Below are 12,219 nucleotides of genomic sequence, written 5' to 3'. Positions count from 1 at the left end.
TATACAGCATAACGGTTAGTATATGAAAAGTAGGCGATTACGAAGCAGGAAACTTTCAGTTAGACACAAAGTTTGATCAAAGCCCAAAACTTTTAATTTACTACTGTCTCGCCTATTTTTTATATACATTGTTGGCAACCGTTATTTTTTTGATTCAATTTCTAATTGCTCTCGAACAAAGTCGTTAAGTTCCGTTTTGTTTATTTCAAGATATTTTTCAATCGCATTGTAATAGTCTTCATCAGTAGTGCCACTTGACATAAATTCTTTTAGTAGACTCCAACCGCCTTTGTCCAATATTTTCTTTGCAATTAGCCCGCCCAAAACATAATGATATGAAGTTTCGCCATCCAAGTTAGTTAGTTTGAGCATATTGTTTAGGTCTATTTCAGGATGTTTCTGTAAATAAAGGTTTGTCCGTTTTATATGCCAATCCAAACTTTTTCCACGACTTCCCCCAAGTAATGTTGCTACTCCTTCGGAAACCCAAAAATGCTTGTTTGGAAAGTGTTCATCTATTTGAACATGGAAAACTTCGTGCGGATAATATTCTCCCAAACCACCGCAATAAACTTTGTCGTCAGTTGCTTTACCGCTTGGTTTTGACTGCCCGCCCATACCAATGTAATAATCGAGCCCTTTTAGCACTTGAATTTCATCATAATCGTCAGCGAGATAGTATTCAAAAGCTTTTGGCTTGACGCCAAAATTATTGCAAGTTTCACTAATAAAATTATTTAGCTTTTGAGCTTTTTGGTAATCGAACTTATGGTATGTAGGATAATAAAAGTCCACAACACCAACCGTTGTACAATTCCAAGTTTGCTTATTCACAGTTAAAGCATTGAACAATTTAAATTTTCTATATTCCTTTTTTGCGATATAGTTTGCTATTGCTAAAACGTATGGGCTACCATCTGCTTTACAATAGGAAAACTGGGCTTTAATTTGACAGATTTCATTTCTGAATTTTACACTCAAAACGTGCACTGGAAACCCCATATAAAGTGAAGGTTGAAATTCGCTTTCCAAGAAGTCGTAGTTCTTATGTTTCTGTTGCTCTTCAATATTCCAAAATTCATTTTTTCCTTTATTTTGAGGATTTGAAGCCAAGTAGTTTTCGAAGAGCATCATTACCTTTTTAGTTTCAACATCTGCTGTATCAACAATGTGATTATATGTTACCTTTTGTCCAAAAGCTTGAAAGTTCAGAAAAAGTAATATGATGATTTGTAATAGTTTCATTTTAATGGTTGCCAACGGGTTGGCTAAATTGCGTAGAGGGCGCGTCGACCGATATGCTAATTTAGTTATTGTTATGCTGTGTATTTTTTAATTTTAAATTGAATACTGAAAGTACAGATACTTAAAAGTTTTACCAAACGTGAACATCATTAGTTGAGAGAACTCTAAATTTTTGATGAACGTTGAAAAACAAAACAATTTTTTAAAACTTTAATTATTTGAAAAGTGAATTGCCTTTTGACTAATTCTGTGTTGAAAAATTTACTTTCTCCTAATTTAATTCTTCACAATGATTTGACTTCACTCCTGTTTCAATTTATAATTTTACTAAACCGTGCGAATCGCACGACTGCAAAGATAGAGGTACAAAATAACTAATACTTTCTGCGGGTGAATCACCCGTGCTTGAATAATAAAAATTTAGTACCTACGTGCATTATGCAGATGCACTCGCCTAGATTATACAGCATAACGGGTTGACTAAATTGCGTAGAGGGCGCGTCGACCGATATGCTAATTTAGTTGATGTTAGGCAGCGTATTTTTTTAAATTCTAATTATAAACTGAAAGTACAGATACTTAAAAGTTTTACCAAACGTGAACATCATTAATTGAGATAACTCTAAATTTATGATGGACGTTGAAAAACAAAACCATTTTTTAAAATTTAATTATTTGAAAAGTGAATTGCCTTTTGACTAATTCTGCGTTGAAAAATTTACTTTCTCCTAATTTAATTCTTCTGACTGAAATAGCTTCACTCCTGTTTCAATTTATAATTTTATTAAACCGTGCGAATCGCACGACTGCAAATATAGAGGTACAAAATAACTAATGCTCTCTGCGGGTGAATCACCCGTGCTTGAATAATAAAAATTTAGTACCTACGTGCATTATGCAGATGCACTCGCCTAGATTATGATGCCTAACGTAATGGCTAAACTCCGTGAGAGGGTGCGTCACCCGATACATGGAGTTTTAGCTGTTGTTATCGAGATTTTACAGTTTTTGAATCCTAAATTTTGTTGCATAAGTTCCTGTAGTAGTAAAACAATCGTAATATTTCTCAGTAACATCTACAATTTTAACTAACATGTTATCTCCTTCGGACGAAATTGGAGTTAACTCATACTCACAATTTGAAAGCCATTTTACTTCATATTCGCTCACATTCCCATTATTCTTATCAGTCTGTGTTTGGTGATTACCTGTTCTTTCAATAAAAAAGTTTTTAGTTTCAAATTTACCATCTTTTATAGATTCACAAACTAAGCTTTCCGACTGTTTGATATTATTATATTCAATTACAGGACCTAACTTTTCACCTTTCACTTCTTCCTTATAAAAAATATAACTAAATGAAATTATATATAATAATAATGGTAGTGAAGTTGTGATAGGTAGTATCTGTTTGATTCTATTTTTGTATTTCTCTTTTTTCAATAGAAACAACGATGATAAAGAGGCTAAAATAATTCCTGGTATAAAAGCCGTAATTAAAGTTGTCAGAATTTCAGTTAATACAATGATGTATTTAACTTCAGATATTTCAAGTGCACTATTAACAGAAAAGTATTGCAAAAAAAATTGTATTATAAACAGTATTGTTACAATACTCCAGTAAAGTTTGTAGTTTTTCATATTTAATTCTCGATAACGGATTGACTAAATTGCGTAGAGGACGCGTCGACCGATATGCTAATTTAGTTTATGTTAGGTATTGTTTCAACATTAATTATTAATCTCTTTTTAGCTACTATCGTTTAATTCATCTTTGACTTTATAACGTTGATTATATCAGAAATATCTGATGATGTATTTGATAAATCTAAACGATAAAATTCTCCATTTTTTGAAGTAATAATTAAATATTTAAACGTTTTATTATATCTACTCGAAACCTGAAATTTATAATCCAATAGATCTATTTCAGATATAGATATTACTTTTTCTTCTTTGTATAATATTTCAGTATCAGTTACCTCAAAAAATATTTTTTTACTATTTGTAGATATTAGATTTATTGAAATTAATAAAATGCCAAAGAATGAAAATATTCCTATAACAATTGAAACAATTATATTATTAGATATGTAAAATGACAAGAAAGAAAGTATAATAGGAAGGGTGAAAGTCCAAAATAGGATTTTTATTGTCAAATTATCGTTTGTTAATTTAATTCGTTTGTTCATTTGAAAATCTAGTATATCAAATAATAATACCTAACGAATTTGCTAAACTGCGAGTGAGGACGCGTCGGCCGAGACTTGCTGTTTTAGCTGGTGTTAACTACTGTATTTTATTATTTTTATTATTGACATAGATTAAACCATCAAGTAAAGTTCGTAAACCGTTAGTTGCATGATTTTCTTCTTCATTTAATCTAAACTTAAAACTATTATTAGTCTTATTTAAGACATCTATTAATGATTTATATGACTCTATTGGATAGTCCCAACCATTATTACTAAGACTTAAATAAATAGATTCATTGCGTGATTTATTAGAGATATTTTTTTGGATATAATAATTATCCCAAAGAATTGCTGGGCTTGCTACAATATAATGATCAAACAAATGATTTTGTGATATGTAAAATGATAAAGCTCCTAATCCACCATTAGAATGACCAAATATTGTTTTTTCTGAAAATTTCACTTCTAAGTGATGCTCCAATCTTGGTATAACTTCTTATGATAATGAGGATTCAAAAAGATTAAAATTACCAGTTTTTGAATATAAAATACTATCTTCTTTGCTATTTAAATTTTCTACTTTAGTTGGTGTATAATATTTATATCTACTTTCACCAGTACTTGGTAATCCTATTATAATTGTTAATGGCATTTTGTCTGACCATTCATAAAGTTCAGCAATATCAGATGCTATTTTAAAATATTCATCCCCATCTAATAGAACTAGTAAAGATACTGAATCAATTCTAGAATTTGATTGATTTAATCTTTCAGGTATACGAACCCAACATTCAATTGAATCTGATAATATTTCAGAGTTAATAGTTATTTTTTTCCCAAAAGTAAGATCTGTTACTTTTTCTTGAGAAAAGCATAAGAAAGGGATTAGAAGTGTTAATATTAAATTGAAAGTTTTCATTTTTAGTTTGTCATTATTGTAGTTAACGAAATTGCTAAACTACGACCAGCGGGCGTGTCGACCGGTGGATGGAGGTTAGCTATTGTTAGAGCATGTTTTAATTGTTAGGAAGCTTAAATGGTATCGGTAAAACCATTCTTTGTTTAACATTATGTCCTTTCTTTTTATTTTTATGTGTTCTAGCAGGAGTCCATGACGAACATGCTGATAATATTCTAATAGCTTCATTATTACATGATTCATTTAAGCCCCTAACTACTTCTATTGAATCATCAATAACTTGACCTTTTTCATCTATAATAAATTTAACATAAACCTTTCCTTCTACTCTTGATTCTAGTGCATCTTTCGGATACTTTAATTCTTGAATTGCCCATTTATAAAACTTTCCCATACCTCCTTCATATTCAGCAGGTACTGCTACTTCTTCAAATATTTGATCATCTTGTCCATAAAGAATATTACAAGTGAATAGAAGAGAAATGATAAAAAAGTAAGTTTTAATTGTTCTCATTATTTTGTTCATAAAAATTCAGTTTACTTTTTAGTAGTATAATGATTAAGAGTAATATGTATAATATGCTCTAACGTAATGGCTAAACTACGTGTGAGGGTGCGTCACCCGATACATGGAGTTTTAGCTAGTGTTGGCAACTGTTTTTTATTTATATTTACTAGAATTAAAGTAAGGAAAACCACAATATCCATATTCAATTACTTTGTAATCAATCCAAACTTCATTTGTTGAATCAGTCCAAGAATATGGAAGTGTGACAACCATACCTATTCCTTTTTTTTTAAACTCTGAGTAGAATAAAGAATCTAAGTTCTGTCTATTCTCTGTTGGTTCTAGGACTTTGATTGATAAACCCTTATCTGAAAATGAATAAGAACTATATTCAAAATTTGAGAAAGAAAAAGGTTGCAACTCAAATGTTTCAGGTATCTGTATTTCATCTTCTCGCCATATTTTTTCAGTTTTTTGAACTAATATTGGATATGTATAGATCCATTTGATCGATTCATAACTTGAATTACTCTCGAACAAGCTATCTACAAAGGCTAAATATCTAGTTTCATCCTCAATACCTACTTGTTTTGTTTTCTTGAATCTGTCATTTGAACATGAAAGAAGAATTACAAAAACAGATAGAAAAATATATATAGTGTTTGTTTTCCACATAATGGTTGCCAACGTTTTGACTAAACTACGTGAGCGGTTGCGTCAACCGTGAATGGAGTTTAGTTGATGTTGTAAAGCGTTTAGTTGATTATTCTTTAATTGGAGGAGAACACATACATTCAACAACAATTTCAGTTGTTCCTTCTACTAATAGTGTATCTCCAAAACTATTTATTATAGATTGAAATTTAGGTAACTTAAATTTTCTTGGGAAAAATTCATTAGGAGCATATCCACTAGGTATTTTTCCAATTAATCTTAAGTTAGAAACTTTTCCATTCTTTTCAATTAAAAATGACATTTCAAAAGTAAATCTACTGTCAAAATCTTCAATCGGGGTATTATGTACATACCTACTAGGGACTTTTATATTTCTGCCTACCAATTTTGACATTATTGACATTATTCTAAGTTCTTCTGTAGGGATATTTTCAATATTAACAATTTCTCTTTTGAATCCGTTTTGATCAAAATAATCAACCCTATCAGAATTAGAATCATATACTTTATATACTAAACTGTCAAGATCATATACTATTGAATCTGTATGATTTTGAGAATATCCTAAACTATATAATAAACAATTAAAGAAAGTGAGTAAAAAGAAATACCTCATTAGATTTTTATGTAGATAGTTTAATTATGCTTTACAACGGGTTGTTTACTCATCAAATTGAGTGCCGTGGAGTTTGCAATCATAAAACAAACAACCACAAAATACTGTCTTGTATAATTCCGTGGGTTTCAATTCTGGAGGGTTAATTAGACTATACTCTAAATTTTTCAAAACTTGAATCTCATTTTTCAAATCTTTAATTTGTGTAATTCTTTCTTGATCTGAGTAATCGTAATAATCTTCATCCTCAGGGTCATTCAGTTCTCTAATCCACCCGTATTTTTCTCCAATTTGAACATCAACTAGTTTTTTAAATTTTGGTTTATCATTATTTAATTTCTCCTAATTTAATTCTTCTGACTGAAATAGCTTCACTCCTGTAAGATGATTAATAACCGTGCCATCTGAAACTAAATCAGGTGTAAAAGGATTCTGATTAAAAAAATCATACGCATTCTGCAAGTCTCCTTTCAAATAATAAAGTTCACTTAATGCAGCACTTGAAACCCAAGCTGTATGGTCTTTATATGCTTCACTTTTTATTATATCCTGAATAATTTGATCTATTGGAGTGGTTTGTCCTAGTTCAATTTGGCAAACAGCTTTATTATATTTCGACTCATTGTCTTTGTCCATTATTTCAATTGACTTTTCATACAAAGCCAATGCTTTTTGTGGATTTCCTAAATGATTCTCACATACAGCTAGATTGTGAATAATTTCAACCATTTCGATTTGACATAAAGATCTTGCTTTTTTTAAATACGACTTAGCATCTTCGTAATTTTCTTTCATTAAGTAAGCATAACCAATCAAATTGTATGGCATAAATGATTTTGGTTCTTTGTCAACGAATGGTTTCAAAATTTCTATACCGTTTTCATAATCATTCCAATCCGATATTACCTGATATGCATAATTATTTGCAGTTTTAATCGATGGCTTAATTTCAAATGCTGCTTTAAACAAATCATCGACTTTATTAAAGCTATCTGCTTCTCTACAACTTAAATATCCAATAGCCAACTTGTTCATTAAATCCGTGTCGTTAGAATTTTTAGCTAGTTCATTTTCAAGTTGTCTTATATCGTTTATGTTATATAGTTCGTTCATCTCTTAAATTAGCGGTAACGGATTGACTAAATTGCGTAGAGGGCGCGTCGACCGATATGCTAATTTAGTTATTGTTATGCTGTGTATTTTTTAATTTTAAATTGAATACTGAAAGTACAGATACTTAAAAGTTTTACCAAACGTGAACATCATTAATTGAGAGAACTCCAAATTTATGATGAACGTTGAAAAACAAAACCATTTTTGAAAAATAACTTATTTGAAAAGTGAATTGCCTTATGACTAATTCTGTGTTGAAAAATTTCCTTTCTCCTAATTTAATTCTTCACACTGATTTGACTTCACTCCTGTTTCAGTTTATAATTTTACTAAACCGTGCGAATCGCACGACTGCATATATAGAGGTACAAAATAACTAATACTTTCTGCTGGTGAATCACCCGTGCTTGAATAATAAAAATTTAGTGCCAACGTGCATTATGCAGATGCACTCGCCTAGATTATACAGCATAACGCGTTGACTAAACTGCGAAGCGGACGTGTCGGCCGATATGCAGATTTAGTTGATGTTGTAGGTAGTTAATTATTACTAAACTTATTCCAGTAATTTTCACTAGCTTTAAACAAGTCAGTTGGTGTGATTTTTTGTTTTAAATGATTTTTAATTTCTATTTTTTCAGCTTTTATTAGCAAGTTTCCTCCACAATAGTCATAATTAGTATTGTGTTGATTACAGCTTACTTTTACAATACCATTTAAAGTTTCTGCATATCCAATTTCTAATTCTGCTTTAAAAATGTCTTTTAATTCAGTCCAATTGATTTTTTTGAGTGTGATCGGATTCATCCATGGTTCTAGTTCAATATTGTATATAAGCAGATAAAAAAATTTAAAACCTTCTTGAAATTCTTTTCCAAGATATTGACATTCTATTTTTAATGTCAGTTGTTTTAAATCTCCTTCCCAGCCTGTTATTCCTCCATCGTGAAACGTTGTGAATATATTTTCGATCACATTAATCATAGTTCAACTTCTACAAAATCTGTATTAGATTTAAATATTTTATTCGATTCCTTAATTGCTTTTTCTTCTGTTAATTTGTAATCAAACTGAATGTACTCTTTAATTTCATCAATTGAATTAAAACCTACACTTGCAATATAACCTTGAAAATCGTCTTGAATTTCTTTCCAATCAGAATATTGTTTTTGACTAATTAAAGTTTTACCTGATTGTAAAAATATTAAATTGAATTTCTGCATTTCTCTAATTACCTACAACGAATTTGCTAAACTACGAGCGAGGGTGCGTCACCCGAGACTTGGAGTTTTAGCTTTTGTTGGCATGTGTTTTAGTTATAAAATCTATTGAATTTTTTCTGATAAACTGAGCCTTTAATTCTGATAATCTCTCTTTTTCCACTAACTCATAAAATTGTGAATCGAATGTCTCTAAAGGATTATCTTTATATGATTTACTAAAACCTTCTAAAGTACCACCCTGATGTTCAGTAACTTCCTTATAATTTGATTCATAAATCTGATTTGCTTGCTCAGTTAATTTAGCAAGTTCTAGAGCATTAATTGTTTGAAAGGCGTCTGGCATTAATTTATAAAACTGACCACTTGAATTATAATAAAATTGATTAAACCCTCCATTATTTACTTCTGATTCCAATAAATTAATAAGATAAATAGCTTTTCTTGGTTCATTCCAATTTGAGACTATTTCATATTCTCCACGATAATCATTTGGAAGGTTACTTAACAAGTTGTCATAAACTAAATAACTTAAATCTTCATTTGAGGTTGAATCTATTTGTGATTGTAATAAATCTTCTCCTTCTATTACCATAGGTGGTAATGTCTTAAGATATAAATTAACTATTGTAATAGGTATAAAAACTAAATAAGCTGATATATAGTATTTTAAGAATTTCAGCGATAAAAATTTTACCTCATTTTTCTTTAATCCGCTTTTAAACAACCACACTGAAATACATAGTAATACAGAGATTCCAATAATTACTCCTCCAGAAAAAAAATTTCCTAATTGTAAGCTAGCCTCAACATATTCAGTAGAAGCGGATATAAATAATAATAGCCCTAAAATTATCTTTATATATTTCATAGAGTTTTTAGTATAGTTTAATTAGACTTATTTGTAAGTTATTCTTTAAGTTTAAGATACTACTGGCAAATACATGCCAACGTGATGACTAAACTACGTGAGCGGTTGCGTCAACCGTGATTGGAGTTTAGTTGATGTTGTAAAGCGTTTATTTAATTGTTCAAGCAATTTGCCTTATAAAGTCTATAGTATTTCATATTTGTATGTGGAAATATAGCCTTCATCTTACCTTCCTCAGTTTCTTTTGCAATAACAATAACTTCTACACTTGGCTCTTCATTATCTTTTTCTTTTTTATTTATAGTTGTATAATCAATTTTACCCGTAAAAGTACTTTTAATAATATTCTTTTTGCCTCTTTTGAGCAGGTACACAGTAATCAGTTCTCCTTCTAATTCTTTTACTTGCTCTAGTCTTTCAGAATTATCAAAATCACCTTTATCAGCAAATAATTCGCAATTTTTATATTTTTCTATGTCAAGTGTTTTTTGTGCAAATGACGAAACTGATATTAAAGTAAATAGAATAACTAAGATTAATTTCATGATCTAAATAAAATGGTTTATGCTTTACAACGGGTTGACTAAATTGCGTAGAGGACGTCTCGGCCGATATGCTAATTTAGTTGATGTTAACCACAGTTAAAGTGAAATAATACTTTAATAATTAAGAGAAGATGTTAAATCTAAAGATGAAGGTATTTCAAATCCATTATCTTTCAGAAAATCTCTTGTTTCCATTAAAGCAAAGCCTAATAAATTTAAGCCTCGCCAAAGGTGGACATTTCTGGAAGAATCACTATCTTTTGTTAAACCAATACCCCAAATTATATCTACAGGACTAGCTTCAACCAATACTCTTGATTGGGTATTTAGAAGATATTCTCCCATTTTCTTATGTTCAGTAAATTTATAAATATTGCCAATTTTTACAATCTCATAACGATACTTTTTCCATACCTCTTCGTCAAAGTTTTTTACTTGTCTACCTAGATCTTTTGCTTCTCCAGGTTTTTGACAATTAATGATTTGTTGATACACTATTTCATCGCCAAATAATCTAGCTTTTTCTGCCATCATCCAATGTTCGGTAATCAAGTAAGTAATACCTTTTATTGTAAAAGAGCTTTCATACCATTGACTAAAACAAAAGTTTCCTACTTCTTCTTTATGATTTTTTGTATGACCCCAAAAGAATAAAAACTTTATTGATGTATTTGATTCCTCTTTAATTTTTAGCCATTCAAGAGAATATTTTGCTTCCATTATATTGTATTGTTTCTATATGCTACTTACTGGATAATAATTGTGGTTAACGAATTTGCTAAACTACGACCACCGGGTGCGTCACCCGATGGATGGAGATTAGCTAATGTTGTATGCGTTTTATTAATATGGTGCAAATTCAATTTTTTGATCTACCTCATTAATATAAATATGTAATCCATGTTCTTCGTCCCAATTCTTAAAACTTAACAAAATATCATCTGAATCATCTAGTGGTATATTTATTACGTTTAGACTCACAAAATTTGGTAAAATCTCATCTTCATCTCTAATTATATCAGGAAGATCGTAATCAACCTTCATTCGATTATAAAGGTTAAATATCATATCAAATATTTTCTTCCTCTTAGGAAAATGTGAGATATATTCTAATCTTTTTATTTGGTTTTGACTAATGGCTCCACCATCTGTTTCGATTATTGCGTGTGCATAATTAGTGTTTAAACTTAAAATTGGATTAGCTAGTGTCGTTTCATACGATTTTGACGAATAATTGTAATAGTAAGAATTTGGGAATCGATGTTCTCTCCATTTATCTGAAATGTTTCCAAAATAGTCAGCCCATCCTAATAAAGAGTGATTTAACTTTGAGTAAAAATAAGCTTTCAATTCTTCATATTCATACTTTGTAAACACCAACCTCTCTCCTTTCAAGTTTTGGAAAATATTCTGCTTAAAAGATATATTAAGTCCATCTATGACCTTTCCTTCTTTATAGAACAAAATAGCATCTTTAAATAATGGAGAGTCATGACTAAAGTATATTTCAGAATTCGTCTTTGAAATGAAGATACTTTGGAATTTATCTAAGGTATTCTTATCTGAAATTGAAACTACAAATTCAGCTGACTTATTTAGTTTGTTTTCTTGATCTTGAATACTATTAGGTAATTCCTCATCATATTGGCCTATAATAGTATAGGAATTATCTTTTAAAAGGCATTTAATATTTACACCTCTATTAATTCTATAACTTTCAATCATATCAAACTCAATCCCTTCAATAAATTTTGATATTTTTTTCATAATTGGTTATCTAGTTTTAATTGCATACAACGGGTTGACTAAATTGCGTAGAGGGCGCGTCGACCGATATGCTAATTTAGTTATTGTTATGCTGTGTATTTTTTAATTTTAAATCGAATACTGAAAGTACAGATGCTTAAAAGTTTTACCAAACGTGAATATCATTAATTGAGTGAACTCTAAATTTTTGATGAACGTTGAAAAACAAAACTATTTTTTAAACTTTAATTATTTGAAAAGTAAATAGCCTTTTGACTAATTCTGTGTTGAAAAATTTCCTTTCTCCTAATTTAATTCTTCACACTGATTTGACTTCACTCCTGTTTCAGTTTATAATTTTACTAAACCGTGCGAATCGCACGACTGCATATATAGAGGTACAAAATAACTAATACTTTCTGCGGGTGAATCACCCGTGCTTGAATAATAAAAATTTAGTACCTACGTGCATTATGCACATGCACTCGCCTAGATTATACAGCATAACGAAATTGCTAAACTACGACCAGCGGGTGTGTCACCCGGTGGATGGAGATTAGCTATTG

At 30.0% G+C, this 12,219-nt stretch carries 15 protein-coding genes; all 15 read right to left on the bottom strand.

Annotated features, from left to right (window positions below; all coding sequences use genetic code 11):
* Positions 1-141: 141 nt before the first annotated feature.
* The 15 genes from KM029_RS19760 to KM029_RS19690 all read right to left on the bottom strand — a co-directional run bounded on the left by KM029_RS19760 (position 142) and on the right by KM029_RS19690 (position 11,674).
* The gene (locus KM029_RS19760) at positions 142-1,245 is read right to left on the bottom strand and encodes a hypothetical protein (protein WP_144076578.1); all 1,104 of its coding nucleotides are present in this window, start codon (positions 1,243-1,245) and stop codon (positions 142-144) included.
* A gap of 999 nt (positions 1,246-2,244) precedes the next feature.
* The gene (locus tag KM029_RS19755; RefSeq protein ID WP_144076577.1) at positions 2,245-2,886 is read right to left on the bottom strand and encodes a hypothetical protein; all 642 of its coding nucleotides are present in this window, start codon (positions 2,884-2,886) and stop codon (positions 2,245-2,247) included.
* 122 nt (positions 2,887-3,008) lie between these two features.
* A complete protein-coding gene (locus KM029_RS19750; protein ID WP_144076576.1) occupies positions 3,009-3,437 on the bottom strand; it encodes a hypothetical protein in 429 nt (142 codons plus the stop codon).
* A gap of 97 nt (positions 3,438-3,534) precedes the next feature.
* A complete protein-coding gene (locus KM029_RS19745; RefSeq protein ID WP_144076575.1) occupies positions 3,535-3,930 on the bottom strand; it encodes an alpha/beta hydrolase-fold protein in 396 nt (131 codons plus the stop codon).
* 6 nt (positions 3,931-3,936) lie between these two features.
* Entirely contained in the window at positions 3,937-4,359 is a 423-nt protein-coding gene (locus KM029_RS19740) for a hypothetical protein (protein ID WP_144076574.1), read from the bottom strand.
* Between the two features lie 97 nt (positions 4,360-4,456).
* A complete protein-coding gene (locus tag KM029_RS19735; RefSeq protein WP_158631220.1) occupies positions 4,457-4,873 on the bottom strand; it encodes an energy transducer TonB in 417 nt (138 codons plus the stop codon).
* A 147-nt stretch (positions 4,874-5,020) separates the two neighbouring features.
* Positions 5,021-5,542 (bottom strand): hypothetical protein, encoded by a 522-nt coding sequence (locus KM029_RS19730; RefSeq protein ID WP_144076572.1) that lies wholly within the window; start codon positions 5,540-5,542, stop codon positions 5,021-5,023.
* Positions 5,543-5,630: 88 nt separating this feature from the next.
* A complete protein-coding gene (locus KM029_RS19725; protein ID WP_144076571.1) occupies positions 5,631-6,158 on the bottom strand; it encodes a hypothetical protein in 528 nt (175 codons plus the stop codon).
* 342 nt (positions 6,159-6,500) lie between these two features.
* The gene (locus tag KM029_RS19720; protein ID WP_215586367.1) at positions 6,501-7,193 is read right to left on the bottom strand and encodes a tetratricopeptide repeat protein; all 693 of its coding nucleotides are present in this window, start codon (positions 7,191-7,193) and stop codon (positions 6,501-6,503) included.
* Positions 7,194-7,811: 618 nt separating this feature from the next.
* A complete protein-coding gene (locus tag KM029_RS19715) occupies positions 7,812-8,246 on the bottom strand; it encodes a hypothetical protein (protein ID WP_215586366.1) in 435 nt (144 codons plus the stop codon).
* A 5-nt stretch (positions 8,247-8,251) separates the two neighbouring features.
* Complete coding sequence (locus KM029_RS19710) at positions 8,252-8,494, bottom strand: hypothetical protein (protein WP_144075934.1); 243 nt, start codon at positions 8,492-8,494, stop codon at positions 8,252-8,254.
* A gap of 67 nt (positions 8,495-8,561) precedes the next feature.
* Positions 8,562-9,362, bottom strand: a complete 801-nt coding sequence (locus tag KM029_RS19705; protein WP_144076562.1) for a DMP19 family protein — start codon at positions 9,360-9,362, stop codon at positions 8,562-8,564.
* A 152-nt stretch (positions 9,363-9,514) separates the two neighbouring features.
* Positions 9,515-9,907, bottom strand: coding sequence for a hypothetical protein (locus KM029_RS19700; RefSeq protein WP_144076561.1), 393 nt, complete (start codon positions 9,905-9,907; stop codon positions 9,515-9,517).
* Between the two features lie 114 nt (positions 9,908-10,021).
* On the bottom strand, positions 10,022-10,627 hold the full coding sequence (locus tag KM029_RS19695) for an NADAR family protein (RefSeq protein ID WP_144076560.1): 606 nt from the start codon (positions 10,625-10,627) through the stop codon (positions 10,022-10,024).
* A gap of 123 nt (positions 10,628-10,750) precedes the next feature.
* On the bottom strand, positions 10,751-11,674 hold the full coding sequence (locus tag KM029_RS19690) for a beta clamp domain-containing protein (protein WP_144076559.1): 924 nt from the start codon (positions 11,672-11,674) through the stop codon (positions 10,751-10,753).
* Between the last annotated feature and the right edge of the window lie 545 nt (positions 11,675-12,219).

This window comes from Flammeovirga kamogawensis (assembly GCF_018736065.1).
GTDB lineage: Bacteria > Bacteroidota > Bacteroidia > Cytophagales > Flammeovirgaceae > Flammeovirga > Flammeovirga kamogawensis.
This window is presented reverse-complemented; position numbering and strand designations above follow the sequence as displayed.